General features: G+C 70.2%; 23 protein-coding genes and 1 tRNA gene. 13 read left to right on the top strand and 11 right to left on the bottom strand.

The annotated features are described in order from the left end of the window. Nucleotides 1–25 precede the first annotated feature (25 nt). Nucleotides 26–223, top strand: a complete 198-nt coding sequence (locus ACTIFU_RS08855) for a CsbD family protein (protein WP_439577940.1) — start codon at nucleotides 26–28, stop codon at nucleotides 221–223. 88 nt (nucleotides 224–311) lie between these two features. Beyond that, nucleotides 312–473, top strand: a complete 162-nt coding sequence (locus tag ACTIFU_RS08850) for a DUF1328 domain-containing protein (RefSeq protein ID WP_439577939.1) — start codon at nucleotides 312–314, stop codon at nucleotides 471–473. A gap of 424 nt (nucleotides 474–897) precedes the next feature. On the opposite strand, the gene ACTIFU_RS08845 is transcribed toward ACTIFU_RS08850, so the two are convergent. Next, entirely contained in the window at nucleotides 898–1,080 is a 183-nt protein-coding gene (locus tag ACTIFU_RS08845) for a hypothetical protein (RefSeq protein ID WP_439577938.1), read from the bottom strand. Nucleotides 1,081–1,291: 211 nt separating this feature from the next. Between ACTIFU_RS08845 and ACTIFU_RS08840 the strand changes: the two genes are divergently transcribed. From ACTIFU_RS08840 to ACTIFU_RS08810, 7 genes are all read left to right on the top strand, one after another. Continuing rightward, complete coding sequence (locus ACTIFU_RS08840) at nucleotides 1,292–2,335, top strand: rod shape-determining protein (protein WP_439577937.1); 1,044 nt, start codon at nucleotides 1,292–1,294, stop codon at nucleotides 2,333–2,335. 96 nt (nucleotides 2,336–2,431) lie between these two features. Continuing rightward, complete coding sequence (gene mreC / locus ACTIFU_RS08835) at nucleotides 2,432–3,304, top strand: rod shape-determining protein MreC (protein WP_439577936.1); 873 nt, start codon at nucleotides 2,432–2,434, stop codon at nucleotides 3,302–3,304. Beyond that, nucleotides 3,297–3,839, top strand: a complete 543-nt coding sequence (locus ACTIFU_RS08830; protein WP_439577935.1) for a rod shape-determining protein MreD — start codon at nucleotides 3,297–3,299, stop codon at nucleotides 3,837–3,839. Before mreC ends, ACTIFU_RS08830 begins: the two co-directional genes overlap by 8 nt. 10 nt (nucleotides 3,840–3,849) lie before the next feature. Then, nucleotides 3,850–5,739 carry a penicillin-binding protein 2 gene (gene mrdA / locus ACTIFU_RS08825; protein WP_439577934.1) on the top strand — a complete coding sequence of 630 codons (1,890 nt, stop codon included), beginning with the start codon at nucleotides 3,850–3,852 and terminating at the stop codon, nucleotides 5,737–5,739. After that, a complete protein-coding gene (rodA, locus tag ACTIFU_RS08820; protein WP_439577933.1) occupies nucleotides 5,736–6,881 on the top strand; it encodes a rod shape-determining protein RodA in 1,146 nt (381 codons plus the stop codon). The genes mrdA and rodA overlap by 4 nt, the downstream gene beginning before the upstream one ends. A gap of 52 nt (nucleotides 6,882–6,933) precedes the next feature. Then, nucleotides 6,934–7,009 (top strand) — tRNA-Lys (locus tag ACTIFU_RS08815). 1,528 nt (nucleotides 7,010–8,537) lie between these two features. After that, complete coding sequence (locus tag ACTIFU_RS08810) at nucleotides 8,538–9,089, top strand: type II toxin-antitoxin system antitoxin SocA domain-containing protein (protein WP_439577932.1); 552 nt, start codon at nucleotides 8,538–8,540, stop codon at nucleotides 9,087–9,089. Between the two features lie 194 nt (nucleotides 9,090–9,283). On the opposite strand, the gene ACTIFU_RS08805 is transcribed toward ACTIFU_RS08810, so the two are convergent. The 10 genes from ACTIFU_RS08805 to ACTIFU_RS08760 form a co-directional block, all read right to left on the bottom strand. After that, nucleotides 9,284–10,030 carry a DUF3800 domain-containing protein gene (locus ACTIFU_RS08805; RefSeq protein WP_439577931.1) on the bottom strand — a complete coding sequence of 249 codons (747 nt, stop codon included), beginning with the start codon at nucleotides 10,028–10,030 and terminating at the stop codon, nucleotides 9,284–9,286. Between the two features lie 18 nt (nucleotides 10,031–10,048). Then, nucleotides 10,049–11,227: a restriction endonuclease subunit S gene (locus ACTIFU_RS08800; protein WP_439577930.1), complete on the bottom strand. Its 1,179-nt coding sequence runs from the start codon at nucleotides 11,225–11,227 to the stop codon at nucleotides 10,049–10,051. An 11-nt stretch (nucleotides 11,228–11,238) separates the two neighbouring features. Then, entirely contained in the window at nucleotides 11,239–12,864 is a 1,626-nt protein-coding gene (locus ACTIFU_RS08795) for an HsdM family class I SAM-dependent methyltransferase (protein ID WP_439577929.1), read from the bottom strand. Between the two features lie 67 nt (nucleotides 12,865–12,931). Next, nucleotides 12,932–15,103: a DEAD/DEAH box helicase family protein gene (locus ACTIFU_RS08790; protein ID WP_439577928.1), complete on the bottom strand. Its 2,172-nt coding sequence runs from the start codon at nucleotides 15,101–15,103 to the stop codon at nucleotides 12,932–12,934. 357 nt (nucleotides 15,104–15,460) lie between these two features. Then, nucleotides 15,461–15,865, bottom strand: a complete 405-nt coding sequence (locus ACTIFU_RS08785; RefSeq protein ID WP_439577927.1) for a hypothetical protein — start codon at nucleotides 15,863–15,865, stop codon at nucleotides 15,461–15,463. Next, on the bottom strand, nucleotides 15,862–17,355 hold the full coding sequence (locus ACTIFU_RS08780) for a YfjI family protein (RefSeq protein ID WP_439577926.1): 1,494 nt from the start codon (nucleotides 17,353–17,355) through the stop codon (nucleotides 15,862–15,864). Before ACTIFU_RS08780 ends, ACTIFU_RS08785 begins: the two co-directional genes overlap by 4 nt. Beyond that, nucleotides 17,333–18,004, bottom strand: coding sequence for a DUF7146 domain-containing protein (locus ACTIFU_RS08775; protein ID WP_439577925.1), 672 nt, complete (start codon nucleotides 18,002–18,004; stop codon nucleotides 17,333–17,335). Before ACTIFU_RS08775 ends, ACTIFU_RS08780 begins: the two co-directional genes overlap by 23 nt. Before the next feature lie 284 nt (nucleotides 18,005–18,288). Next, nucleotides 18,289–18,534, bottom strand: a complete 246-nt coding sequence (locus ACTIFU_RS08770; protein ID WP_439577924.1) for a helix-turn-helix transcriptional regulator — start codon at nucleotides 18,532–18,534, stop codon at nucleotides 18,289–18,291. A 210-nt stretch (nucleotides 18,535–18,744) separates the two neighbouring features. After that, the gene (locus ACTIFU_RS08765; protein WP_439577923.1) at nucleotides 18,745–19,059 is read right to left on the bottom strand and encodes a hypothetical protein; all 315 of its coding nucleotides are present in this window, start codon (nucleotides 19,057–19,059) and stop codon (nucleotides 18,745–18,747) included. A 326-nt stretch (nucleotides 19,060–19,385) separates the two neighbouring features. Beyond that, nucleotides 19,386–20,642, bottom strand: a complete 1,257-nt coding sequence (locus ACTIFU_RS08760; protein ID WP_439577922.1) for a tyrosine-type recombinase/integrase — start codon at nucleotides 20,640–20,642, stop codon at nucleotides 19,386–19,388. A gap of 449 nt (nucleotides 20,643–21,091) precedes the next feature. On the opposite strand from ACTIFU_RS08760, the gene nadC reads away from it, so the two are divergent. Genes nadC through ACTIFU_RS08740 form a run of 4 tightly spaced genes read left to right on the top strand, consistent with a single transcriptional unit; the run spans nucleotide 21,092 to nucleotide 25,360 of the window. After that, entirely contained in the window at nucleotides 21,092–21,940 is an 849-nt protein-coding gene (gene nadC / locus ACTIFU_RS08755) for a carboxylating nicotinate-nucleotide diphosphorylase (protein ID WP_439577921.1), read from the top strand. After that, complete coding sequence (locus ACTIFU_RS08750; RefSeq protein WP_439577920.1) at nucleotides 21,937–22,512, top strand: TIGR00730 family Rossman fold protein; 576 nt, start codon at nucleotides 21,937–21,939, stop codon at nucleotides 22,510–22,512. Before nadC ends, ACTIFU_RS08750 begins: the two co-directional genes overlap by 4 nt. After that, a complete protein-coding gene (locus ACTIFU_RS08745; protein ID WP_439577919.1) occupies nucleotides 22,509–23,486 on the top strand; it encodes a TAXI family TRAP transporter solute-binding subunit in 978 nt (325 codons plus the stop codon). Before ACTIFU_RS08750 ends, ACTIFU_RS08745 begins: the two co-directional genes overlap by 4 nt. Nucleotides 23,487–23,545: 59 nt before the next feature. Continuing rightward, entirely contained in the window at nucleotides 23,546–25,360 is a 1,815-nt protein-coding gene (locus ACTIFU_RS08740) for a TRAP transporter permease (RefSeq protein ID WP_439577918.1), read from the top strand. Nucleotides 25,361–25,385: the final 25 nt, after the last annotated feature.

Below are 25,385 nucleotides of genomic sequence, written 5' to 3'. Positions count from 1 at the left end.
GGAAGTCCATCGGAAGGAGTCCGCGATGAACAAGGACATGATCGCCGGCAACTGGAAACAGCTGGTCGGCAAGGCCAAGGTGCAGTGGGGCAAGCTGACCGACGACGACCTCGCGGTCATCGAAGGCCGGCAGGACCAGCTCGTCGGCAGGATCCAGGAGCGCTACGGCATCGCCCGCGAGGAGGCCGAGCGCCAGGTGCAGGAGTGGCGCGACCGGCTCTGATGCGCGCCTGACGTCGGCCTGGAGGCGGGGGCCGGGGAAACCCGGTCCCCGCTTTCACGTTGAAGGGAGACAACGAAAGGAGCCGCTCATGCTGACCTGGACCCTGATCTTTCTCGTCGTCGCCCTGATCGCCGGCGTCCTCGGCTTCGGCGGCGTGGCCTCGACCGCAGCCGGCATCGCCAAGGTGCTGTTCGCGGTCTTCCTGGTGCTGTTCCTGGTGTCGCTGCTGGTGCAGGTCACCGGGGCGTGACGGCAGGGCCGAGCGCCATCGGGCGCCTGGAGGTCTGACAGTTCCGTTCGCTGCGCCCGGCAGCGAGCGGAACGGGGAGGCAGGCCACTGCACAAAAAAGAATGGGAGCCGGTCCGCCGCCGCGGGCCGGCCCTACTGCTGGGCGGGGACCGGCAGCGACACGGCTCAGCCGACCTCTAGGATTTCGCGTATATTCCATTGACTTGGAAACACTCAGTCTAACCAAGAGCTGTCTGGGCGCGCCGGATCGGCGTCGGATCGTAGGATCGGCGTCGGATCGTACGGTCTTCCGTGCCCTCTCGCGCGGCGCCGGGCGGCGGCTGCGCCACGTGCGGGCCTTCCGCCACGCGGACGCGAAAACGGGGTGCGACCATGCATCGGTCGCACCCCGTTCGAGGGAGGGGCGGTCACCCGCCCCGGGGGTTCAGCGCCAGGCCGGCCGGCCCAGGTTCACATCGCGCGGCGAGGTCAGCGCACCGGCCGCGGCACCCGCGGCACCGCCGAGCACCGCGCCGCCCAGCATGCTCCCGCCGGTCAGGCCGCCGACCGCGGCGCCGCCCGCCGCACGCATCGCGACGGCGGCGGCAGCAAGGGTGATCGAACGCATCGCTCTGTCTCCTCGATTGCAAGGCACTGATCCGTTAACGCTGTTCGGCCTATCTCGTTCCCTGCGATTTTCGCGCGGGAGCCACCCGGTCAATTCAGCGGTTGAGCGCTCCCCGTCGCCGCCGTAAACCGATGCGCCCGGTCGGCCCCCCATCCCACCGCACGCAAAGGTCAACGGACCGTCGGGGTCCTACAGGAAGGTCACTCCATCGATGCTGTCGCGACTGCTCGGGATGCTGTCCGCCGACATGGCGATCGATCTCGGGACGGCCAATACGCTGGTCTACGTGAAGGGACGGGGGATCGTGCTCGACGAGCCCTCGGTGGTCGCGATCGTCGATGTGCGCGGGCGCAAGCAGGTGCTCGCGGTCGGCGAGGAAGCCAAGCAGATGCTCGGCCGCACCCCTGGCAACATCCAGGCGATCCGGCCGCTGCGCGACGGCGTGATCGCCGATTTCGAGGTCGCCGAGGAGATGATCAAGCACTTCATCCGCAAGGTGCACAACCGGCGCAGCTTCGCCTCGCCGATGATCATCGTCTGCGTCCCGTCCGGCTCCACCGCGGTCGAGCGGCGTGCGATCCAGGAGAGCGCCGAGTCGGCCGGCGCGCGGCGCGTCTATCTGATCGAGGAGCCGATGGCCGCCGCGATCGGCGCCGGGCTGCCGGTGACCGAGCCCTCGGGCTCGATGGTCGTGGATATCGGCGGCGGCACCACCGAGGTGGCGGTGATCTCGCTCGGCGGCATCGTCTATTCCCGCTCGGTGCGCGTGGGCGGGGACAAGATGGACGAGGCCATCATCTCCTACATCCGCCGCAACCATAACCTGCTGATCGGCGAGTCCTCGGCCGAGCGGATCAAGATCGAGATCGGCGCGGCCTGCCCGCCCGAGGACATGGACGACGGCCCGCTGCGCGAGGTGAAGGGGCGCGACCTGATGAACGGCGTGCCGCGCGAGGTCGTGGTCAGCCAGCGCCAGATCAGCGAGAGCCTCTCCGAGCCGGTCAGCGCGATCGTCGAGGCGGTGAAGGTGGCGCTCGAGAACACCCCGCCCGAGCTCGCCGCCGACATCGTCGACAAGGGCATCGTGCTGACTGGTGGCGGCGCGCTGCTGCACCGCCTCGACGCCGTGCTGCGGATGGCGACCGGGCTGCCGGTGCTGGTCGCCGAGGACGCGCTCTCCTGCGTGGCGCTCGGCACCGGCCGCGCGCTCGAGGAGATGAAGAAGCTGCGCAACGTGCTGTCGTCGATGTACTGAGTCTTCAGCATTCTCCGGTAGGCTGGAGTCGGTCATGACAGCGCCGGCTCCGGGACGGCAGGGCAGGGAAACGGCCAGGCGAGAGGTGATGCTCCGGTGATCCGTCTCAGCGTGCCGCTGCGCCAGGCGATCGCGCGGCTGGTGCTGCCGCTGCTGATCGCGGCGAGCTTCGGGCTGATGCTGCTCGGCAAGGCCGACACCGTGCTGGCCGAGCGCGCGCGCGCCGCGCTCGCCGACCTGATGGTGCCGGTCTACGGCGTGCTGGCCCGGCCCATCGGCACGGTGCGCGACGCCGCCACCGGGCTCCGCAATCTGGTCTATCTGCACAGCGACAACACCCGGCTGCGCGAGGAGAACGAGCGGCTCCGGCGCTGGCGCGACGTTGCCCTCGCGCTCGAGGCCGAGAACTTGGCCCTCCGCGAGGTGCTGCGCGCCCCGGCAGAGCCGACGCCGCAGTTCACGACCGTCCGCGTGGTGGCTGATCTGGGCGGCGCCTATGCCCGCTCGGCCCTGCTCGCGGTCGGGCCGCAGCATACCGTGCGCAAGGGGCAGGTCGCGCTGGATCGCGCCGGCCTGGTCGGGCGGATCACCGAGGTCGGTGGGCGCTCGGCGCGGCTGCTGCTGGTCACAGACATCAACTCGCGCATCCCCGTGCAGGTGGAGCGCACCCGCACCCGTGCGATCCTCGCGGGCACCAATGCGCCGCGGCCCCGCCTCCAGCACTGGACGGACGGCGAGGTGCCCGTTCCCGGGGAGCGGATTGTCACCTCCTCCGAGGCCGGTGCGTTTCCGGCCGGGCTGCCGGTCGGGATCGTGCACGAGGGCCGCGGCGGGGTACTGGAGGTCGAGCTGTTCGCCGATCTCGACCGGCTCGAGTATGTCCGGCTGCACGAGTTCGGGCTCACCGGCATCCTGCCGCCCGAGCAGGTGACACGGCCCGAACGTCCAGGGCGACGCCGCGGTGGCTAGCCCGATTGCCCGTCCGCCACGGCCACGCGGCTTCTGGCAACGTCTCGACCAGGTCTCGCGCGATCTTGCCCCGGCCGCACTCACGGTCGTGCTCGTGCTGGCGATGGGGGTTCCCGTTGGGTTGCCGGCGCAGCACGGGGTGATGCCGGTGCCCGCCCTCGCGGCCGTGTTCTTCTGGACGCTCTATCGTCCGGGCCTGATGTCGCCGCTCGCGGTGTTCGGGATCGGCGTGCTGTCAGACCTGCTGACCGCCGCGCCGCTCGGGCTCAACCCGCTGCTGCTGCTGCTGCTGCACGCCGCCGTGCTGACCCAGCGGCGCGTGCTGACGCGTCAGACCTTCCTGCTGGTCTGGGTCGTGTTCGCGCTGCTCGCCGCGGCTGTGCTCGGGCTCGGCTGGGGATTCCGTACCCTGTTGGCGTTCCGGCTGCTGCCGGCCGAGCCCGCGCTCTACGAGTTGGCCCTCACGGTCGCCGTCTACCCCGCGCTCTCCTGGCTGTTCGTCCGGGTCGAGCGCAGCCTCGCGGCGGCGGGCTGAGGCGGCGGCGATGCGTCGCGAGCAGGGCAAGCGGGCGGTCTTCACCCGCCGTGTGCTGTTGATCGGTGCGGCCAAGATCGCTGTGATGGGGGCACTCGGCGCCCGGCTCTACCAGCTCCAGGTGGTCGAGGGGGAGCGCTTCCGCACGCTCGCCGAGGAGAACCGGATCAGCGTGCGGCTGATCCCGCCACCGCGCGGGCGGCTGACCGACCGGTTCGGCGAGCCGATCGCGGCCAACCGGCAGAACTGGCGCGCCATGCTGGTGGCCGAGCGGACCGACGATGTCGGCGCCACACTCGCCACCTTCTCCGAGATCGTGCCGCTGACCGAGGCTGACCGGGCGCGGGTCGAGCGCGAGCTCCGCCGCCGTCGCCGCTTCGTCCCGGTGGTGGTGCGCGACTACCTCGACTGGGACGAGATGGCGCGGCTCGAGGTGAACGCGCCCGATCTGCCGGGCATCCTGACCGATGTCGGCCAGAGCCGGATCTACCCCGGCGGCGAGGCGTTCGCCCATGTGATCGGCTACGTCGCCCCGCCGGCCGAGGCGGACCTGGACGGCGACCCGATGCTGGAGCTGCCCGGCATCCGGGTCGGGCGCGCGGGGCTGGAGCGCGCGCATGACCGGGCGCTGCGCGGCCGGGCGGGCTCGGTACAGCTTGAGGTGAACGTGGTCGGCCGGGTGATCCGCGAGCTCGCCCGCGAGGAGGGCACCGCCGGCCAGGACGTCACCACCACGCTCGATGCCGGGCTGCAGCAGATGGCCGCCGCGCGGATCGCCGAGCACAGCGCCGCGGCCGTGGTGCTGGACGCGCGCAACGGCGAGGTGATGGCGATGGTCTCCTCGCCCTCCTTCGACCCCTCGCTGTTCGACAGCGGCGTGTCGGCGGCGCAGTGGCGCGACTGGACCACCAACCGCCGCGCGCCGCTGATCAACAAGGCGGTCGCTGGGCTCTATGCGCCCGGTTCGACCTTCAAGATGCTGGTGGCGCTGGCCGGGCTCGACGCGCGCGTGGTCACACCGGGCGAGCGCATCTTCTGCGGCGGCCTGACCCAGCTCGGCGACGCCAAGTTCCACTGCTGGCGGCGCGGCGGGCATGGCTGGATCGAGATGCGCGAGGCGGTCAAGCAATCCTGCGACTGCTACTTCTACGAGGTCGCCAAGCGCGCCGGGATCGACCGGATCGCGGCGATGTCGAACCGGTTCGGCCTCGGCGTCGAGCCGGCGATCGAGCTGCCCGGCGCGCGTTCCGGACTGGTGCCGACGCGGGGCTGGAAGCGCGCGACCCAGGGTGTCGCCTGGCAGCAGGGCGAGACGCTGGTGCACGGCATCGGCCAGGGCTTCACCCAGACCACGCCGCTCCAGCTCGCGGTGATGACAGCGCGGCTGGTGAACGGCGGGCGGGCGATCGAACCGCACCTGACGCGGGCGGTGGGCGGCCAGCTGGTGCGCGGCGCAAGGCCCGACGACTGGCCGCTGATCGGCATTCCCGAGGCGCATCTGAAGCTGATGCGCGAGGCGATGGCCGGCGTGGTGAACGAGCGCGGCGGTACGGCCTGGGCCAGTCGTCTGCCGGCCGAGGCCGGAGCGCAGATGGGCGGCAAGACCGGCACCACCCAGGTGCGGCGCATCACCATGGCCGAGCGCGAGCGCGGGCTCCGCCGCCAGGAGGACCTCCCCTACGAGTGGCGTCACCACGCGCTGTTCGTCGGCTTCGCGCCGACCGAGAACCCGGTCTATGCCTGCGCGGTGATCATCGAGCATGGCGGCGGCGGTTCATCCGCGGCCGCGCCCGTGGCGCGCGACATCCTCACCGAGACGCTGTTGCGCGATCCGGCCCGGCGTGACACCGCTCCCGAGCCTTCGCTGCAGATCGCCGCAGCCGCGGCGCGCGAGCGATGATGGAGCGGCGGCTCACCCGCGAACGCGGCATGACGCTCGCCGAGAAGCTCGGCTCGGTGAGCTGGACCTTCGTGCTGCTGCTCGGTCTGATGGCCGGGGTCGGCTACGCGATGCTGTACTCCGCCGCCGGCGGCAGCCCCGAGCCCTGGGCGTTCCGTCACGGGCTCCGCTTCGGCTTCGGCGTGCTGATGATGCTCGGCATCGCGATGGTCGATGTCCGCATCATCCTGCGCTTCGCCTGGCCGCTCTACCTCGTGGGGGTCGGGCTGCTGGTGCTGGTCGCGCTGCACGGCGCGGTGGGGAAGGGGGCGCAGCGTTGGCTCGACGTCGGCGGGTTCCAGCTCCAGCCCTCGGAACTCATGAAGATCCTGCTGGTGATCGCGCTCGCGCGCTGGTTCCACCGCGCGAGCCTGGAACGCGTCGGCAACCCGCTGTTCCTGATCCCGCCGCTGGTCGCGATCGCGATCCCGGTCGGACTGATCCTCAAGCAGCCGAACCTCGGCAACGCCGTGATCACCCTGGTCGTGGGCGGGGCGGTGTTCTTCGCAGCCGGCGTGCGCTGGTGGAAGTTCGCCGGTGTGATCGGGCTGGTCGCGGCCGCGGCGCCGATCGCCTATGAGCGGCTGCACGACTACCAGCGCCAGCGTATCCTCACCTTCCTCGACCCCGAGAGCGACCCGCTGGGCGCGGGGTATCATGTGATCCAGTCGAAGATCGCGCTCGGCTCGGGCGGGATGCTTGGCCGCGGCTTCCTTCAGGGCACGCAGAGCCAGCTGAACTTCCTGCCCGAGAAGCAGACCGACTTCATCTTCACCATGCTGGCCGAGGAGTGGGGCTTTGCCGGCGCGGCCTCGGTGATGGCGCTGAACCTGCTGGTGGTGCTCTATGGGCTCGCGATCGCGCTGGCCTGCCGGCACCAGTTCGGCCGGCTGGTGGCAGCCGGGATCACGGTGAACTTCTCGCTCTACGTGTTCGTCAACATCGCGATGGTCATGGGGATGATCCCGGTGGGCGGCGTGCCGCTGCCGCTGATCAGCCATGGCGGCTCAGCGATGCTGACGGCGCTGATCGGCTTCGGCGTGCTGATGAGCGTGCACGTGCACCGGGCGGTGGAGATCGAGGGCGAGCAGTCGGACGGGTGAGTGTCGGGGTCGACAGGCTGGGGGGCCTTTGCTATAGGCGCGCGCCTTGGGCGGGCGCATAGCTCAGTTGGTAGAGCAGCTGACTCTTAATCAGCGGGTCCAAGGTTCGAGTCCTTGTGCGCCCACCAATACTTAGCGGACTTATCCACAGGCACCATTTGGGGCGCGGACCCCTAGCGGACCCCGCGAGCACAAGAACGGCACTCCGCCGGCCCTTGTTGCCCGCTCGCGTCACCGTCTCGCCTCCGCGCCGGCCCTGCGCGCCGTCCGTCCTCGCTCCGGTCCTCACGCGCTCCGCGCGCTCCGGTCCTCGCTCCGGGCGGCCGGTGCTCAGCCCGTCGCACCCGAGCCGCCGTCGTGCGTCTCCCACCATCCCCCACTCGCGCGCCCCCCTTCCGCCCCGGAAGGGGGGCTTGCGCCCCACCCCCCGACCCCCGCCCCCGAGGGGCGGGGGCGCTTCAACCGGCAGGCCTCCGCACGGCGTGCCACTTCCGGGGACGGCACGCGTCGCGCCAGGGCTGCGCCCCGTCACGCCGCATGCATGCCCCTCCACCGGCACCGCTGCCGCTCGCCGCGCTCCGGCACCCTTTCCCCCGCGGCGCTCCGGCGCCGAGCGCCTCCGCACCGCGCCCGCCCCACGAACGCCCCGCGGCCGGGCTGCGCTCCGCTCCGCCGCGCTGGCGCACGGCTCCGCCCGCTTCGCCCGGCCGCCCGGCTGACGGCGGGGGCACGCGGCGCACCGCACGCCCCCGCCTATCGCGGGGCCCCACGCGCACCCGTCCTCGCACCCCGGAGCGTGCGCAGCGATGCGCCCGCCCCGGGGCTGCGCCCGCCAACCGCTCGCGCGCCGCGGTCCCCGCGCCGCACGGCCGCGCTCCGCGCGGCCCGCGGCCGGCGGGTGCTCCGGGCGGGTCCGCCCGTGCGGGCGCTGGCCTCCGGCCCGCGCGCACACAAAACCGCACGGGCTGCGCGAAGGAGCCCCCCACCCCCTGCCCCCGCCCCCAAGGGCGGGGGTGTGCCGCCCGACACGAGTTCTTGTTTTGTTCGATCCGCCCCGCTAGCGTCACCGCATGGAGCCCGACCCGACGCCGCTGCACCCCACCTCGCGCGAGGACCTGGTCTTAGCCCTCGCCTACGCCCTCAGGTTCAACAGCAGCGGCAAGCCCCACCGCCTCGCCTCCGACTCCACGGCCCAACTCGCCGCTCAGGTCCTGGTCGATCACCTCGAACGCGCCGGCTTCGTCGTCATGCGGCGCCCGCCAGCCAAGCCCCACGCGACGCCATAACCGCATCGCGGGGCGCCCCATGACCCTGCTGGCCGACCTTGGCCGACCACGCCCTTGCCCGCACGCGCGCGCGGCGGTCCCGGGGGCATGCAGCGGGACTTTGGTCATCTCGGTCTTGCCCGCACGCGCGCGCGGCGGTCCCGTTCCCAAGCCGCGCCGTTCCAGCGCCACGGCCCTTGCCCGCACGCGCGCGCGGCGGTCCCACCTCTGCACGGCGGGGTTCCAGCGATCCTTCAACGCGCCGCAATCCTATCCAGACACACGACCAGATCGCCCACGCGCATCGCCAGCACGTGCTCCCCCTGCCCGAACTCGGCCCGCCATGACTGACGCCCTCGGTTCGTGTAGGATTCCTCCCCTGAGACCCGCCATGCACATCGCGCCGCCGCCCAAGCCGATCCGCTTCCGGTTCGCCGCCGCCAAGGCGCTGGCCGCGCTGCACCACATGGTCGCCCAACGCCCGGGCATCGATCTGCACGGCGTCCTGAAAGCCTGCTACTTCGCCGACAAGGCGCACCTGAACGCGCATGGACGCCCGGTGTTCGGCGCGCGATATCAGGCCATGCGCTTCGGCCCCGTGCCGCTCGAAATCTACGAGATGGCGAAGGGTGAGGCGATCTGGCTTGCGGAACTCGGCATCGATCGGATGCCGTGGCGGCTGGAAGGGTTCCGGCTGGTCCTGGAAGGCAACGCCGAGCCTGACCTCTCGCCCCTGTCCGCGACGGACCGCGAGGCGCTGGCGGAAGGCTTGGCGCAGTCCGCCGGCATGACCTTCAACGAACGCACCACGGCGACGCACGGCCCCGACTGGCAGGCCGCGCAGCTCGGGCGCATGGCCTATGAGGACATGATCGCCGACGGACCGAACAAGGCCGATCTGGTCGCATATCTGCGCGAGGCAGCACCGCACATGCGGCTCTAGGCGAAGCGCGTGCTTCGCCCGTTGGACGTGATCTGGGTGGACGACGCCTTCATCCGCCCGCCCGGCCTGAAGATGCGGGTCCGCGCCGCAAACTTGACATTCGAACGAACGTCCCTCATTTGAGACTAATCGGACTGGGGGATGTGCCTGGTCGGAGTGGGGGTTCCGGGGTCTCCTGGGGCCCCTGTTCTTTTTCAGGACGGGAAGATCTTCAGGCCGAAGCCTTCAACGCGCCCGTTCGGTGCCCGTCGAAACTTCGTTGCAATCACGTCGTAAGCCCGGTTCTGTTGCACAGGGCGCAGGACATGGAGCCCGACCGGCCGCGCCGTCAGGTCGGCGAGTTGCAGGCCGGGTGAGTTCGTTCTCTTGTCGGCGGCCAGGAACCGAAGCGTCGCCATCGGTCGCCCATGATAATCGCCGAGGTCGCAAATCCGCCGGAAGGCGAGTTCCAACTCGGCATCCTCGTGCTTGCCGCGCTTCTCGAACACGATCTGGGTTGGGCTGTCCGCCGCGTTCTGTTCGCGGAGAAGCGTCCACAGTCGCTCCAGACAGAAGCGCATCGCGATTTCGTACGGATTCTCGGGGGCCGCATAGCGCGATGCCAAGCGCCTCTTGTCGATCACGGCGCTGATCAACGTGAACGGTGCCTGTTCCATCAAGGCGGTGAGGTCATCCATGAACCGCGCGCGCCGCGCCGCATTCTGCAGGAACGCGAAGGGTGGCTTCTGCTTGACGATGTCGTGCTCGTGAAGGATTGCTAGGTCATGACCGAACCAGGCGAACTTCAGCCGCTGGATCGCCGGAACGACCGCCGTGATGTAGGTCTCGACCTCGAAAATGCAGAAGTTGAGAACGAAGATCGGGTAGCTGGGATCGATGCTGGTCAGACCATGATCGCCGCTCTCGTCAACGAACACGATGTAGCGGGGTGTGGCCGGCATGATGGGAGCCAACGGGACTTAGCTTAGTAGGCGATGGAGCAACGCGGCCTCCATCTCCTTCGCCGCCGCCAGCGCACGTTCCTGTTGCGTGATGATGGCGCGCAGGTCGCCCAGACGCGCGGCGAACTCGTGTTGACGCGGCAGGGGGGCGAGCGGTACTGGTGCCGCCTTCACGTTCGACGTCGAAATGGTATTGAGCCCTGAGGTTGTCTTCCCTGATCGCAGCAGCGCGTGTCTTCCTGCTTCGCTGTTGAGATAGGCCGCAGCGACGACGGGAAGAAGCTTGTCAGTCCTTGTCCGCACTCGGATCAGATGGTTCTGGTGAAGACAGATGCTGATTGACCCGTCCCAAACCGCGACACGACCAATCTCCAGAGGGTTACCGTGCCCCTCCACGACAAGCAGGTCGCCGCGTTGTAACGTCACTCTCTGGCGTTCTGCCGGTGTCACGCGGATCATCTTAATTTCGGAAAGATCGAGATGATCGCGTAGAACATTCGCGACCCGCAGATACGGCCATTCCTCCGGCAACGACGCGCGACGGCTTGTGACCTGCAAGCCGCCCTGCACGTCAGAAACGTCCCCAAGCCGCACCATCGGCCACCCCATGGGGTTGGTGGCGGGGTCGCCGAACATCGACAGGAACAGCGCAGGGATGGTGTCGCGGGCCTTGCTCAGCGCCGCCTCGCGCAGCCGCCGGATGCCCGCCGCTCGGTTCAGCAGATCAACGATCCGCCGCTGTTCGTCGAGGGGCGGGATGGGAATCAAGGCACGCGCGAAAAAATCTACCGGGACTCTCTGCTGGCCCGCCGTGCCCTTGAAGTATGTTCTGGCCTCGCTCCGAAACTGGTCGCGGCGGACCCACCGATGAACAAGCTCGGGAAGCACACGTTCACCCGCACGCAAGACATGAAACTCTGTCGAGCCAAAACCGAGGCCGCTCGGCATATCGCAAACCAGCGCGGACTTTCCGTTCTCCATGCAAGGCGTGATCTTCGCGAAAATGACGTCTTGCGGTCGGAACGGTGTAAAGCCCTTTGCGACTGCCGCATAAGGCCGTACCTCAACGTGACGGATGGCACCATCGGCTTCATCCACGGCAGCCATCGGCACAAATCCAACCGGCGCTTCGGCTGCCAGGCGACCGTCTCGCTCACGACGTGGATTGATGGTGCAGACTTCCGCCAGCGGCACCATCGGCCACCGGCTCACGTCGCGCCCTCCCGCAGCCGGTCCATCAACGCATCGATCTCCTCGGCGATCTCCGTCTCGATCGCCTTCAACTCGTCCAGCAGTTCCAGCGGGTCGCGGTGTTCCACCTGCTCGTGCGCCTGCGGCCGCCAGCGGCTCGCCGACAGATTGTTGTCCGCGCCGCGCAGCGCCTCGGCCTCGGCGAACCACCATTTCTCCGGCCACGGCGCCGCTTCGTCGCGCGCACGCCAGCGCGCCCAGCCTTCGTCACGATCCTGGAACGCCGCCACCAGCCCGGGCAGATCGTCCGCCTCGATCGGCGTGTCGTGGTTCGCGTCCAGCTTGTAGCCGTCCGCGTCCGCGTGCAGGAACAGCACCCGTTCCGTGCGCGCCCCCTTGGTGAAGATCAGCACCGACGTCTTCACCCCGGAATAGGGCTGGAACACCCCGCCGGGCAGGCTCAGCACGGCGTCCAGGCGACAGGTCTCCAGCAGAAGCCGGCGCAGTTCCTTGTGCGCGCCCGTGCTGCCGAACAGCACGCCCTCCGGCACCACGATGCCGGCGCGTCCGCCGGGCTTGAGGCTGTCCATCATGTATTTCAGGAACAGCAATTCGGTCGCGGTCGTGGTGCCGATCTTCACGTCGTCCACGATCCGGTCCCGGTCCACCTTGCCCGAGAAGGGCGGGTTGGCCAGCACCGCATCGAAGCCGTCCAGCGGCAGGTGCCGCGCCGCCCGCTCCGCCCGGTCCAGCGTGGTCGTCAGCACGTTGCGGCGATGAATGCGCACATCCGGCAGGCCGCGCAGGAACAGGTTCATCGTGGCCAGCGACACCATCTTCGGATCGACGTCATTGCCGAAGAACGTGGCCGTGCGCAGGTGCTGCCACTGCCGGTCCGACAGCCGGTCGCCCGCGCCGCGCGCCAGCGGCTTGCCGTCCACCTCCGCCGTCACCACGCCCGCGGGCGAGGAATTGGCAAGCCGGATGTGGTCATACGCGGCGACCAGGAAGCCGGCCGTGCCGGCGGCCGGGTCATAGACCGTCTCGCCGATGCGCGGATCGACCATCGCGACGATCGCGCGGATGATGTGGCGCGGCGTGCGGAACTGGCCAAGCTCGCCCGCCTGCTTGATCTGCCGCAGCACGTGTTCGAACAGGTCGCCCTTGGTGTCGGCATCGGCCCGTTCCAGCCCCAGGCCGTTGATCAGCCCGACCACCTGCGTCAGCACGGTCGGCTCATCGATCGCCAGCCGCGCCTGCGCCATGAACCCGGCGCCGACCGTCGCCGTCACCTCGGCGAAGAACGGGAACACCTCGTCGCGCACGAACCGGACCAGCGTCTCGCCGTTCATGCCCCGCGCCCAGACCGACCAGCGGAAGCGGTCCTTCGGGATCGCCGCGACCCCTTTGGCCGGCGCGTTCAGCGGGTTGCGCAGCGTCCAGTCGCCCGCGAACAGGGAGGTGTAGGGCTGGCCGCGCTCCTCGGCCTGCACCACGTTGTCCGCGTCGATCCCTTCGACCAGGCAGAAGAAGAACAGGAACGCCAGCTGTTCGGCGTTGGACAGCGGGTCCGGGTAGCCGCCGCCATAGAGGTAATCGCGGATCGCATCGATCCCGCGGCGCATCTCGGGTGTCATGGGCATGGCAGGCTTCCTAGCGCGTCCGCGCGAGTCTCGGAACGGGCCGCATCACCGGGCGGTGCCTCGCCCCTCAATGCGCCGCCGGGCGCTGGTCGGGCGCCTCGGGCCGCTCGGCGCCGAACACCGCGGCGTTCAGACGGGCGAGGAACGCCGCCAGCGCCGCCGGCCCACCGAAGGCGCCTTCCGCCGCGGCCAGCCCGCCGAGATTGCTGAACGGCGGCCGGGTGAAGGTCGCGCGCCCGACGGTGACGATCTGCGCCGCGTTCGCCCGCAGCGTCTCGCCGAGCATCCGCGCCAGCCGCAGCTGCGCCGCGTCCAGCGCCTCGGTTGCCAGGAAGGCTTCGAACCGAGCCCCGAGCCGATCCGCGCGCGCGGCCGCGGGATCGAACGCCGCGCCCGCTTCGGCGCCGTCGCCATCGAACACGATCCATTCGCGCGTGCTCGGGTCGATCTCGTCGTGGATGTCGAGCGTCAGCAGCGCCCGCGGCCGCGGCGGTGGCGGTGCCGGCGGCTGCGCCACGATCACCCCGCCGCCAAGCTCGGCGTCGTCATCGCCATGCGCATCGGCGTTGCCGACGAAATCGAACAGGGTGAAATCGACCTTGCGGATGTGGTCGGCCTTGCGGGTGCCGCGCCCGCGCATCTGCCGGTACAGCACGCCCGACCGCGTGAACCGCGCCATCACCAGGTTGACCACCTCCGGGCAGTCAAAGCCCGTGTCCAGCATGTTCACGCTGACCAGAATCTGCGGGAATGGGTCCTTCTTGAACCGCTGGATGATCGTAGGCGCGTTCGCCGTGTCGTCCGCCCCCATGCCCGAGACCACGAAATCGGCATAACGCACGGTCGGATCGGGCTTGCGGTCGGCAAAGGCATCGTCCAGCAGCCGCGCCAGCGTCTCGGCGTGCCGCTTCGTCACGGCAAACACGATGGTCTTGCCCCATTGCGGCACGCGCCGGACGTTGTCGCGGCCGGTGTAGCCGTGCAGCATGACGTCGCGGAACTCGCGCACCATCGCGCGATTGCGCTCCGGGATGGTGAAGCGACGTTCCAGGCTCGCGGGATCGACGATGATGGTGTCTCCGCCGCCGAAGGCGTCGTCCAGCGCGGCCCGCGTCGCATCGTCGAGCGCGTTCCAGTCGATCTCATCGCGTCGCACCTCGAACCCGCCCTGTGCCGCCGTCCGCACCGTCTGCGCGCGATAGATGCGATACGGGACCAGCACGCCCTCATCGATCGCCTGCCGCAGCGTGTAGCGGAAGGTCGGCTGGTCCAGTTCGAAGAACCGCAGCGTGTCGCGCACCGCGGCCGCGTCGTCCGGGTCGGCCTCCACTGGCAGGCGCCCGACCAGCGGCGTTGCCGTCAGCCCGACCGTCACTGTGTCGAAATGGTCCAGCGCGCGGCGATACTCGCCGTAGATGCTCCGGTGGCATTCATCGATCACGATCAGGTCGAAATAGCCCGAGGTGTAGCGGGCATATTCGTTGATCATCGTCTGCAAGGTGCAGATGGTGATCTGTTTCTCGGGCCGGAACCGATCGCCCGTGCCCTTGACGACGTAGGTGGCGAGGCTCGGCAGATGCTCGGCGTAGGCATCCTCCGCCTGCCGTGCCAGCGTGGTCCGGTCCACCAGGAACAGCGCGCGCGTGATCCAGTGGGCATCGAACAGCCGCTTGATCAGCGCCGCGGCGGTGCGGGTTTTGCCGGTGCCGGTGGCCATCTCGACCAGCAGCTTGCGCCGGCCGCGTTCCATCTCCCGGCACAGCACGTTGATGCACGCTCGCTGGTAGTCGCGCCCGGCAATGGCCGGATCGATGGGGGCCGCGGTCGGCGGCTGCCGCAATGTGCGGAGCGCGGCCAGGCGTTCCAGTTCGTCCCTGCCGAAGATGGTGGCGACCGGCCGGAAATGTGCGTCGCGGTCAAGGTCGCGGAAGCGGGCCTCGTTGCCGTTCGCGAGGAAGACGAAAGGCACGCCCAGCGTGCGGGCGTAGCCGATCGCCTGCGGCTCGGCCGCGCCGAGGGAGACACTGGCCCGCTTGGCCTCGACCACGGCCAGCGCGCGCCCGCGCGCGTCGCACAGCACATAGTCGGCCTGCATTCCGTCGGGCAGCGCGTATTCGAACCGGACGCTGCGACCATCCGCCACCGGCCAGCCTGCGTCGCGCAGCTGCTGGTCGATCAGGACGCGGGAAAAAGCCTCAGTCGGCACGCGCGCGCCGCCCCCAGCACGCGCTGGGATCATGGCTCACACTGTCACGCCCCGGCCGATGGACGCACCGGACGTCATGACCATGCGCCCCCTCCGGATCGGCTACCTCTGCCACGTCATCGTTCCCCGGCAATGCGCGCCGTCCCGGCGCCGTTGATCGCGGCAGCCTCGCCCGCGCGGTGCCGGGCGTGCAAGAGCGGCGCCCACGCCATGCCAGGTCCAGCGCGATCCCCGTCAGTTCCTGACGCCGTGCCCGCCCCTCATCGGCCCCGGGAGGGGGGTCAAATCCTTGGCGCGTTCCGATCCGAGACCGCACGCCCCCTCACGCAGGGAATTTCCGTCTCTAAAAAAGGAAATCATCGCGCGCGGATGGCACCCGCCAGCGCCGCCTCATGTCAGTGGCGCTAACGGTCCGGGCAACGGCTCCCGTGCGCCGCGCGGCACTTCCGCTCGCTCCAACCTCTCCTTCACCCGCGCGCGCACTGCCGCCGGTATCCCCGCCAATGCGGCCGCCACCAGGGTGTGCTTCGCCGCAACGGCTCTCCCGTCGGCGAGGCGCGCCCGCACCACCGCCACGCCGCCGACGTCCAGCACATCCAGATCGGGCGCACTGGCAAGCAGGGTGAGAAACTCGACGGGCAGCGCTCCGGAACCGGATTCGGGTGGCCCCGCGGCGGAAGCTGCGGAAGCGGCGGAAGTCTGCGCGCATGCTGCCTTTGCGCGGGGCATAGCATCGGCGGAACGCGGCGGAACCGCCGCGACCTCCCGCGGATCGAACCCCAGCGCGCCCTTCAACCGACCAGCTCCCACGCTTCCCGGCGCGGCATGCCATCCAAGAACGTCCCGGCCGGCAAGCGGCGGACGTGGCCGTGTTCCTCCAGCACCGCGACAACAGCCCGCGCCTTGTCCGCCGAGCGGATCGCTCTCGGGCCGCCGTCGTAGATCGCGGCCAGATGCTTCCGCGTCCCGCCTGACGTCCGCCACCAGTTCAGCAGCCGTTCCGCCAACCGCAACGCCGGATCGACCTCCGCTGCGCCGGCCAGACGAAGCATCTCCGCTGCGTAGTGCTGTACCAGCATCACGGCAGCGTCCATCGCCTCGCGTGTCGCCGCGCGGGCCTCAGGGTCCGCGATGACCGTGAGAACCGCCGCGAGCCGCGCCGCATGCTCCGGCGCCTTGGCGCCCCAGGCGCGGATCGGCGCGAGCCTTCCGCCCTCGCCCAGGCTGCGCTCGATGTGATCATGGAATGCGACCCAGACCGCGCGAGCCTCGATCGAGAGGGGCAGCGGCGCGGGGTCGAGCGCGTTCCGTGAGCCGTCCAGCATCCGCGGCGGTCGCAGCATGGTCGCCGCCAGCCGATGCCGGTACGCCGCAAGCACGGTCTCCGTCTCGGCTGGCGCCTCGCGGTACAGGCGCAGCCCGGCCGTGCTTTCCGGTGCGACCACCAGGAAGCGCGCCAGCGTGCCGAGTCCGTCCAGCAGCGGATCGGAGAACAGCTTCGCCGCCGCGACCGGCTGCATCATCACATGCACCGTCACGCGCCGGCCCGGCAGGAACGACCGTCCTGTCCCGACGCGCGCCTGTCGGATAGGGTCGCCATCCCATAGCGCGTTCAGCATCGCGCCCGTCGCCATGCGGTTCTCGTCGCGGAAGGAATGCCCGCCGATCACCAGTCCGCCCTCGGCCGCGAACACGCCGCCCCAGCCGCGCACTTCTTCGAGATGCCGGACGATCGCCTGTGTGGTCGGGTCCGCGATCAACAGCATCGGATGGGGAGGCGCCATCGGTTCCTCGCCGATCGCCGCAAGCGCCGTTCGGATCGCTCCCCGGTCCCCCTTCCCCTTGCGCTTCGCCGCCTCCCGCGCGCACTGCCAGGCCGCGTGATCGTTCGCCCAATGCGAGCGCTGCGCCTCATAGTCCGCGCGCCATGCCTCCTCGACCTGATGCGCGGGCGCCAGCGCCGCGCGATCGACCGATGACTTGCGCTCGCCCGACTCCGCGACCGTGGCGAACAGCCCGGTCAACGGCCGCCGGCCGGCGCCTGGGACCTCAACGTCGTGATGCGCCTGTACCGCGAGCGTTGCCGCGGCTAGCACCGCTTGCGCGCACATCGCGACCGGCGCCTGGGTCCGGGCATGGATCGCCTCTGCCGCTGGCCCCACGCTCAGCAGCGCGTCGATCGGGAACTCGGGCGCGGGAGGGAGTGCGCGGAACAGCGGGCGCAGCTCCGTTGTCGGCGGCTGGGGGGCCCGGAAACGCATCTCAGCCGCCGCGCTGCGCCGCATGACACCCCTCCCGGACCAGATCGTTGAAGTCCGCTCCCGGTCTGTCGGGGAAGGCGACGCGCACGCTGCGCCCTTCTGATCGCCAACGCGTCATCGCTTCCCAGGCCGCACGCTCGCCCGCCGCGTCGGCATCGGCCGCGATCACCAGCGCGCGCACATCGCGCGGCAATATGAGCCGCCCGAGATTGCCGGCCGAGACGGCGGCCCACGCGACGCCGCCGATCAGCAGCGCCGCGCTTGCAGCACTCTCGATCCCCTCGCCGATGATCAGGGTGCAGTCGGCCGGTGCCTCGCCAAGCTTGACAACACCCTCGCCAATCGGCCCGAGACTCGCCTTGGTGGGCTCGACTGGCGCCTTGGCTACCTCCCCCGCTGCGCCAACCGCGAGGAACGTCCTGTGGATCGCCTGAGGCTCGCCGGAGACGGCATTGCGGACCAGCGCCACCAGCGCCGGCATGCTCGTCCCCGAGGGATGCGGGCAGTGCGGATGCCAGCGCAGATCGACGGTATCGAAGAGATCAGGCGGAATGCCGCGACCGCGGAGATAGCGCGCGGCGGGCGTGTCCTCGATCGGCCGGGTCTCCCGCCAAAGGCGCCGCGCCGGACTCTCACGCCACGCCGCCCGACATGTTCCGCCGCGCTCCGCCACGGCTTCTCCCACCGCGACGCGTGGGCCGCTGCGACGTTCCGCCGCTTCCGCCGCTTCCGCCGCTTCCGCCGCCTGTCGTGGTCGTCCATCCCATTCCGGCCCCAGCACTGCGCGCGTCAGGTGCTCGCCCGAGCCGCAACTAGCGCACCACCACAACGGCCGCCCACAGCGTTCCGTAAGCACGAACGTGCCGGCATATCCGCAGCCGGGGCAGTCCCCACGCCATTCGCGCCCGACCCGCCGCAGGCGATGCCGCGCCGCCACGACTGCCCCAACCGGGCCCATCATCGCGCTGCACCCTTGCCGCGATCACTTGCGGCCGACGCCGCGGCTTCCGCGGCACGATGCGCGAACGCGCGCGCTTCGAGCCACGCCGTCAGGTCCGCTTCGCGGTACGCGATCCGGCGCGGTCCCATCCGAACATATGCGGGCCCGTGGCCCGTCGTCCGCCATCGCTCTAGACTGCGGAGCGAGACGCCAAGCGCGCGCGCGGCCTCAGCCGGCGCCAAAAGGGCAACCGAGGTGGTCATCGTCGATCTTCCAGGTTTTGGACGCACCCGTCCCCCGAACGGGGGGATGCCGTCCGGGGGTACCGACTACCGGTCGGCGCGGGTTCCAAAGATGGCCGGAAAACGAAACGCCCGGAGAGAGGTCCCCCCCGGGCGCACGACTCGATGCTAGCTGAAAATGTTAGTGCGAGCGGCCCCCAGGGTCAAGCGCTAGTGTCCTCTGGCGCGCGCTCACGGGTGCTCGTGGCTGATCCAAGCGTCGTCTCGGCCGCTCAGCGAAACCGCAGTATGGCCCGACCCCCGATGCCGCCGCGGCAGGGCCACCAGATTGTCCGCGTGGCCTTGGCCTGTCGCACACCGCGTCACGTGCGCGCCCCAGGCGTCGAGCGCGGCCTTGCGCTCCGACATGAACTCACCACCCTGGTTCACCGCCGCAACGCCGCTGATGTGGTTCAACAGGTGGTCCGCGACATGCGTCGCAAACCCTGTGCCGGCCAGCCACGTCACGCCCGTGCGCCGGGCGTCATGCAGAACCCAGGCGGGCATCGGCTCGGCCTTCGTGCCTTTCTACTCCGCCCGCTTCGCGCGACGCGTCGCACTCTTCTCGTCGAGCTTCCGCTTGATGGATCTGTGCGCGGTGATCGGTCGATTGTCGCCAACGCCGAATCCGAGTCGCGATGTGTGCAGCCCTGCCGGAGGCGCGTCGCCCTGGCACTTGCCAGGGATTTACTTACGATACAATATCGTACCTTAGTCGAATCATATAGAGTTGGCCTGCCGTCGCATCGATAGCCAAATCCGGTGGTATCGGCCCGCGGGGCAAAGCCGCACGGAACAACGCCTCAGCATCTTCCCTCGTGATCTTCGGCCACTCATCCATGTTGGCGTCCCGCTCGATGTGCCATCAGATCGGCGACGTTTGCTGCGTCCCTGTTTCCGCCTGAACCGCAGCGCAAGACTTGCTCCGCCCACGCTCGTAACGCCGCCTCGCGCTCGGCGGCGAAGTCGTGCCGCTGATAGACGCGCGCCACCGTCGAGAGCCGCCCCGGCTGGTGCGCCAGCAGCATGTCCGCCACCACCGGATTGAACCCCATCGCCGCCAGCGTCGAGACGCCCGTGCGCCGGATGTCGTGCAGCCGCCAGCCCGTAACCTTCGCCGCCTTGTCCAACGTCTGCTTAGCCTTCGTGAAGCCAGAGACGGTCGTCGTCCCTGTCGTGCTGAACACGAGGTCCTGCCCCTTGATCCGCCGCACCGCGCGCAGCGCCTCGCGCGCTGCCTCCGGCAGCGCCACCACATGCGCCTGACCGCGCTTCATCCGCGTTCCCGGAATGGTCCAGGTCGAAAGGTCCGCCGACAGTTCCGACCAGCGCATTCCCGCGACTTCCTCGCGTCGGGCAAGTGTCAGCAGCAGCACCCGAAACAGCGGTCCCCACGGCTCGCCCATGCCGAGCGCCGCGTTCCAGACCCGTCCGACTTCGTCCCCCGACAGCACCCGCTCGCGCGCGACCACGCCCGCGCCGATCGGCACGCCGGCAAAGGGATTGCCCGGAACCTTGCCGCGCTTCTCCGCCCAGGCGTAGCAGGCACGGCCATACGCCAACGTCCGGCCCGCCATCGCCGCGCGCCCCGCCTTCAACAGCGCGTCGAGCACCGCGACCACCTCGGCCTTCGACAGCCGGGACGCCGGCCGGCGCAAATGATCGGCGAACGCAAACGTAAGCGCCCGCACCGCCTCGGCCGCGTAGCGCGGTCGTTTGTGCGCGAGATGCAGCGACGCCCAGTCGTCCACCAGGGCTTTGAGCGTCAGCGCGCGTTCCGCGCGCTCTCGCTCCGCCGTGTCCCTCTGCGCCAGACGCACCGCCCGCGGATCGATCCCCTTCGCCACGTCGCCGAGCCGCGCACGTGCCGCCTCGCGCGCCTGCTCGATCGTGATCCCGCCCCAAACACCCAGCGCCTCGCGTCGCTTCTGCCGTGTCGCCGGGTCTGTCCACTGCACGACGAACGCCCGCGTTCCGGCCACCGTCAGCCGCACCCCGAGCCCCCGGCACTCCGTGTCAAAAACCAGCCGATCCTTCTTGCCGGGTTCGACCGTGAGCGCGGAGAGGAAGCGGTCGGTGAGTTTCGGCATGGGCCCACTTATCCGGATTTGCGGACCCCATGCGGACCCGGCAGTCGGGTCCGCTCTGGGTCCGCGTGGTGGTTTGTGGCGACCATCTTACTTGCGGACCCGACGAAAAGGAAGGCGAATGGCGGCTTCTGGCGTTCTGCGGCGCCCTAAAGATGCTTACTCTTAATCAGCGGGTCCAAGGTTCGAGTCCTTGTGCGCCCACCAATACTTAGCGGACTTATCCACAGGTTCTTTTTCGGGTGCGGACCGCCATGCGGCGCCTGGCACACGCGTGCGCCGCCCCCTCCGCCCCGACGCCCAGGGGCGGCGTCCCTCGCCCATGCGGGATCACACGTCCCTCGCGCCAGGATCGCCAGGCGCGGCAGCACCCGCACCGCCGAGAGCGTTGACGGTCTGCCCGCCGCGGCTCACACTCGATCATAGGTATACAAACGATCAGGGGATGCGACGTGCTGGAGTGGACCGCGGTCGACCGGATCATCGACGCCGCGCTGGCCGAGGATATCGGCGCAGTGGATCTCACCAGCGAGATCGTCGTTCCCGACGCCACCCGCGCCACCTTCGTGCTGCGCACCCGCGAGGAGATCGTGCTGGCCGGGCTGCCCGTGGCCGAGGCGGTGTTCCGCCGCCGCGCGCCCGACTGCGGCTTCGCGCCCGGCGTCGACGATGGCGACCGCGTGGCTCCCGGCACCGTGCTCGCCACTGTCACCGGCCCCGCGCGCGCCCTGCTGACGGCAGAGCGCACCGCGCTCAACCTGCTCTCGCACATGTCGGGCATCGCCACGCTGACGCGCCGCTACGTCGACCGGATCGCGGGGACCAGGGCGCAGCTGATCGACACGCGCAAGACCACGCCGGGGCTCCGCGCGATCGAGAAGCACGCGACCACGCTGGGCGGGGCGCGCAACCACCGGCTCGACCTCGCCGGCGGGATCATGATCAAGGACAACCACATCTCGGTCTGCGGCGGGGTCGCCGCCGCCGTGGCGCGCGCCAAGCGCGCCGCGCCGGTGCTGACCAAGATCGAGGTCGAGTGCGACCGGCTGGATCAGGTGCGCGAAGCCGTCGAGGCCGGGGCGGACATGCTGCTGCTCGACAACATGACCACCACGATGCTGGCAGAGGCGGTCGCGATCGTCGCCGGACGCATCCCGGTCGAGGCCTCGGGCGGGGTCAATCTCGACACCATCCGCGGCATCGCCGAGACCGGCGTGGATTTCATCAGCGTCGGGCGGATCACCCAGGGTGCGCCGGCGGTGGATATCGGCCTTGACGCGACGCTGGAACCGGGCGGATGACCGCGGTCGGCCTGTTCTGCAGCGCGAACGACACGCTGCCCGAGCCGTTCCGGGTAGCGGCCGCCGCCTTCGGCGCGGGCCTCGCCGCGCGCCGGCTGATGCTGGTCTATGGCGGCTCCTCGCGCGGGCTGATGGGCGAGGCCGCGCGGGCCGCGCGGGAAGCGGGCGGCCGCGTCGTCGGCGTGATGCCGCGCCACCTGATCAGCCGCGAACGTGCCGCCGCCGACATCGACGAGCTCCACCTGGTCGACAACCTCGCCGAGCGCAAGCAGCGCATGGCCGATCTCTCCGACCTGTTCGTCGCGCTGCCGGGCGGCGTGGGCACGCTCGACGAGGCGCTCGAGATGATCACCTGGTATGATGTCGGGATCGCGCGCAAGCCCACGCTGTTCGTTGATGTCGACGGATTCTGGCGGCCCTTCGCCACGATGATGGCGGCGTTCGGCGCGGCCGGCGTGCTGCGTCCGCATCTCGCCGGCGCCTGGTCGATCCTTCCGGACGTTCCGGCAACACTGCTCGCCGTGGAGCAGGCACTGGCGCCGCAGGCGCCCATCGAGGGGAGACTGGCATGACACTGGGACGACGCACGCTTCTGGGCACCGCCGCGGCGCTGCCCGCATTCGGGCAGGCGCGGGCGCAGGAGGCCTTGCGCCTCACGCTCGCCGGCGGATCGGTCGGCGGCGCCTGGAGCGCGATCGGCAACGCGATCGGCGAGGCGATCCGCCGCGAGCATCCCGGCACCGCCTTCTCCTACGAGCCGGGACGTGATGCCGCCAACGTCACGCTCGTTTCGCAGGGACGGGTGCAGCTCGGCATCGCCCATGCGCAGATCGCGCTCCGCGCCATCAAGGGCGAGGCGCCGTTCGACCGTGCCATGCCCGACATCCGCGGCGTCAGCCTGATCGACAGCGAGGCGGCCTGGCAGCCGCTGGTGCGCGCCGGCGCGCCCGTGTCCACGCTGGAGGAGATCGCGCAGAAGCGCGCCCCCGTGCGCGTCACCGCGAACCTCCGCGGCACGATGATGGCGCTCGCCACCGAGGAGGCCTTCGCCGCCGCCGGCGCGCCGTTCGCGCAGATCGAGCGCTGGGGCGGGCGCGTGCACTATGTCGCCTGGAACGACGCGCTCGAGATGCTGAAGAACAACCAGGTCGACATCATCACCAACGTGGTGGATTTCCCGTCGCGCCAGGTGCTGAACGCGGTGCGCGGGCTGGACGTGACGTTCCTGGGCTTCGGGCCGGATCTGGTCGGCAAGGTCAATGCGCGGCTCGGCTCGACCCCGATCACCATCCCGGCCAACGCCTATCCGTTCCAGCCCGAGGCGGTGAACACCTTCCGCGCCCATGTCGTGCTGCTGACCTCGGCGGCAGTGCCAGCCGACACGGTCGAGGCGGTGGTGAACGCGATCGTGAAGCATTTCGAGTCGGTCAAGCGGGCGCATGCGACGATGGCGCGGCTTCAGGCGCGGGCGCTGCCGGACACCGGTGGCGTTGCGCTGCATGACGGTGCCGCGCGCGCCTATCGCGCTGCCGGTCTGATGAGCTGACCCTGTTCGCCTCGCTTCTGCCGGGAAAGCCGCGCACGCTTCCCCCGGCGGAGGCGGCGGTGGTCGGCGCGGTCGGCGCCACGCTCTCGGCGTTCCTGCTCGCGCTTGCGCTCGGCTGGGAGGCTGACCGCACGGTCAGCCTGTTCGTCTTTCTCGGCGCGGTGCTGACCATCGGCTTCCTCACGGTCACGGGCAGTCCGCTGCGTCCGACCGGACGGTCACTGCCGTCCTGGGGGCTGGTGGCCGCGACCTGGGCCTCGGTCGGCTGGTTCCTCGTCCACGCCGAGGCGCATGCGCTGCGCTGGCCGATGGTCAGCCCGCTCTCGCCGGGCGATCTGATGATGGCCTCGGCGCTGATCCTGCTGGTGCTGGAGGCGACGCGGCGCACGATCGGATTGGCACTCGCCATCCTGGTGCTGCTGTTCCTCGCCTATGCGGCGTTCGGCGACCGGCTGGAAGGTGCCTTCGGCCACCGCCCGCTGAGCATGACCGAGATCCTCGACCATCTCGTCTTCACCACCAACGGGATCGCCGGCCCCGCGCTCGCGGTCGCGGCGTTCCTGGTCTACGTGTTCGTGCTGTTCGGCGCGGTGCTGGACCGTTCCGGCGGCGGGGACTTCTTCTTCGATCTCTCCGCCGCGCTGGTCGGGCGGCAGGCGGGCGGACCGGCCAAGGTCGCGGTGGTGTCGTCGGCACTCTACGGCACGATCTCGGGCAGCCCGACCGCCGATGTGGTCACCACCGGCGCGCTCACCATCCCGATGATGAAACGGCTCGGCTACCGGCCGGCCTATGCGGGGGCGGTGGAGTCCGCGGCCTCAGCCGGCGGGGCGCTGCTGCCGCCGGTGATGGGCAGTGCCGCGTTCCTGATGAGCGACTTCACCAACATTCCCTATGCCGAGATCGTCGTCTCGGCGGCGCTGACGGGCGTGCTCTACTACGTCGCGGTGTTCTTCGCCGTGCACGCGCGCGCGGTGCTGGATCAGCTCGGCGCCTTCGACGGCGCGACCGCGCGCGTAGCCGCGGTCCTGCGCGTCGGCTGGTGGCATCTCGTGCCGATCGCGGCGCTGGTGTGGCTCGTGCTCTCTGCCGATCGGCCGGTCTATGGCGCCGGGCTCGCGGTGGTGATCGCCGCCGCGATCCTGTTGATCCGCACGCGCGCGCCGATCCGCACGGCGGCGACGCTGCTCACCGCCGCGGTCGAGGCGGCCCGGCGTGCCGCACCCGTCGGCATTGCCTGCGCGGTCGCGGGGTTGGTGGTCGGCTCGCTCACCATCACCGACCTCGCCGGCAAGTTCTCCTCGCTGCTGTTCTCGTTCGCGCCCGACCTGCTGCCCGTGGTGATGCTGATCACCGCCGGCGTGACGCTGCTGCTCGGCATGGGCATGCCGACGCCGGCCGTCTATGTGCTGGCCTCCGTGCTGGCGGCGCCGGCGATGGTCAATCTCGGCGTGCCGATGCTCGCCGCGCACCTGTTCGTGGTCTATTTCGCCTCGATGTCGGCGATCACGCCGCCGGTGGCCGTCGCTGCGTTTGCCGCCGCCTCGATCGCGGGCGCCGATCCGCTGCGCATCGCCGTGATCGCCTGCCGGCTCGCGGTGGTCGGCTTCGTGCTGCCGTTCTGCTTCGTCTGGCGGCCCGCGCTGCTGCTGATCGGCGATCCGCTGTCGGTCGTGCTGGCGGTTGCCGCGACGCTTGCGGGCGTGGTGGCCCTCGCCGCGGCGCTGGAGGGCTGGCTCGGCCGGAAGCTGACCGTCCTCGATCGCGCGCTGCTCGCGCTCGCGGGCGCGGCACTGGTCGCGCCGATCGCCTGGGCGGATCTCGCCGGTGCGGGCCTGCTCGCCGGCTGGCTGATCGTACGCCGGCGCGGCTGAGCCGTCAGCGCTGGCAGCGATAGAA

The sequence above is a fragment of the Elioraea sp. genome (assembly GCF_051860475.1).
Taxonomy (GTDB): domain Bacteria; phylum Pseudomonadota; class Alphaproteobacteria; order Acetobacterales; family Acetobacteraceae; genus Elioraea.
Note: the sequence above shows the minus strand (reverse complement) of the source record. Positions and strands in the feature narration are given on the sequence as shown.

What these genes read in the sequence shown, in the direction of transcription:
- ACTIFU_RS08850 (WP_439577939.1), top strand. Translation starts at nt 312, where the DNA reads ATGCTGACCTGGACCCTGATCTTTCTCGTCGTCGCCCTGATCGCCGGC.
- ACTIFU_RS08805 (WP_439577931.1), bottom strand. Translation starts at nt 10,030, where the DNA reads ATGCCGGCCACACCCCGCTACATCGTGTTCGTTGACGAGAGCGGCGAT.
- ACTIFU_RS08845 (WP_439577938.1), bottom strand. Translation starts at nt 1,080, where the DNA reads ATGCGTTCGATCACCCTTGCTGCCGCCGCCGTCGCGATGCGTGCGGCG.
- ACTIFU_RS08800 (WP_439577930.1), bottom strand. Translation starts at nt 11,227, where the DNA reads ATGGTGCCGCTGGCGGAAGTCTGCACCATCAATCCACGTCGTGAGCGA.
- ACTIFU_RS08770 (WP_439577924.1), bottom strand. Translation starts at nt 18,534, where the DNA reads ATGACCACCTCGGTTGCCCTTTTGGCGCCGGCTGAGGCCGCGCGCGCG.
- ACTIFU_RS08840 (WP_439577937.1), top strand. Translation starts at nt 1,292, where the DNA reads ATGCTGTCGCGACTGCTCGGGATGCTGTCCGCCGACATGGCGATCGAT.
- ACTIFU_RS08760 (WP_439577922.1), bottom strand. Translation starts at nt 20,642, where the DNA reads ATGCCGAAACTCACCGACCGCTTCCTCTCCGCGCTCACGGTCGAACCC.
- mrdA (WP_439577934.1), top strand. Translation starts at nt 3,850, where the DNA reads ATGCGTCGCGAGCAGGGCAAGCGGGCGGTCTTCACCCGCCGTGTGCTG.
- rodA (WP_439577933.1), top strand. Translation starts at nt 5,736, where the DNA reads ATGATGGAGCGGCGGCTCACCCGCGAACGCGGCATGACGCTCGCCGAG.
- ACTIFU_RS08810 (WP_439577932.1), top strand. Translation starts at nt 8,538, where the DNA reads ATGCACATCGCGCCGCCGCCCAAGCCGATCCGCTTCCGGTTCGCCGCC.
- ACTIFU_RS08750 (WP_439577920.1), top strand. Translation starts at nt 21,937, where the DNA reads ATGACCGCGGTCGGCCTGTTCTGCAGCGCGAACGACACGCTGCCCGAG.
- ACTIFU_RS08795 (WP_439577929.1), bottom strand. Translation starts at nt 12,864, where the DNA reads ATGCCCATGACACCCGAGATGCGCCGCGGGATCGATGCGATCCGCGAT.
- ACTIFU_RS08765 (WP_439577923.1), bottom strand. Translation starts at nt 19,059, where the DNA reads ATGCCCGCCTGGGTTCTGCATGACGCCCGGCGCACGGGCGTGACGTGG.
- ACTIFU_RS08745 (WP_439577919.1), top strand. Translation starts at nt 22,509, where the DNA reads ATGACACTGGGACGACGCACGCTTCTGGGCACCGCCGCGGCGCTGCCC.
- ACTIFU_RS08855 (WP_439577940.1), top strand. Translation starts at nt 26, where the DNA reads ATGAACAAGGACATGATCGCCGGCAACTGGAAACAGCTGGTCGGCAAG.
- ACTIFU_RS08790 (WP_439577928.1), bottom strand. Translation starts at nt 15,103, where the DNA reads ATGATCCCAGCGCGTGCTGGGGGCGGCGCGCGCGTGCCGACTGAGGCT.
- ACTIFU_RS08780 (WP_439577926.1), bottom strand. Translation starts at nt 17,355, where the DNA reads ATGCGGCGCAGCGCGGCGGCTGAGATGCGTTTCCGGGCCCCCCAGCCG.